We start from the raw sequence: 563 nt of genomic DNA on the forward strand, positions 1-563 counted from the left end.
CATTTCGGATGACTTCCAAGCGCTTACGTTGTTTGCTTAACCGATCGCGCAAGAGGCCTTGCCTCGCCAAATCGGGGAACAAAAACAATGTCGAACATCGGCAAGCACGGCGACTCCACCACCACCGGTGGCCTCGTCATCGCCACGCTATCGAATCTGTTCAACCACGGCGTGCGCCTTGCCATCGCGGGAGACAAGGCCACCTGCGGTAACTGCAAGGGCGCATGGGACATCATGGCCACAGGCAGGCGCATGACCGACCACGGCCGTGCAGTTGTCCTGAACTGGGACTGGGTCCTCTGCCCTTGCAAAAAGAACCGGGTTCTCGCCCAGGCCGAGAACATGGGTTACCACCATCAGCACAGTGAAGCGCGCGCCACCGCGACAGCCGCATCCCTGAGCACGGCGGCATTTGCACTGGATACGGCCGAAACAGCACCGCGCGCTCCGGCCGCCACGCCGGCGGCTCCCGTCCGCAATAGGGAAAGCCCGACCGAACGTCGCTGCACGCTGCGCATCGGCGTGTTCTTCGACGGCACCCGCAACAACGCCGGCAATACCGA

At 62.7% G+C, this 563-nt stretch carries 1 protein-coding gene; it reads left to right on the forward strand.

Features of this window, described 5'->3' with window-relative positions:
- Positions 1-87: 87 nt before the first annotated feature.
- Positions 88-563, forward strand: a 476-nt coding sequence (locus ISP19_RS00005) for a PAAR domain-containing protein (protein WP_204678169.1), incomplete at its 3' end; no start/stop codon positions are given.

Origin of the sequence: Dyella flava (assembly GCF_016904955.1) — a bacterium.
Taxonomy (GTDB): domain Bacteria; phylum Pseudomonadota; class Gammaproteobacteria; order Xanthomonadales; family Rhodanobacteraceae; genus Dyella_B; species Dyella_B flava.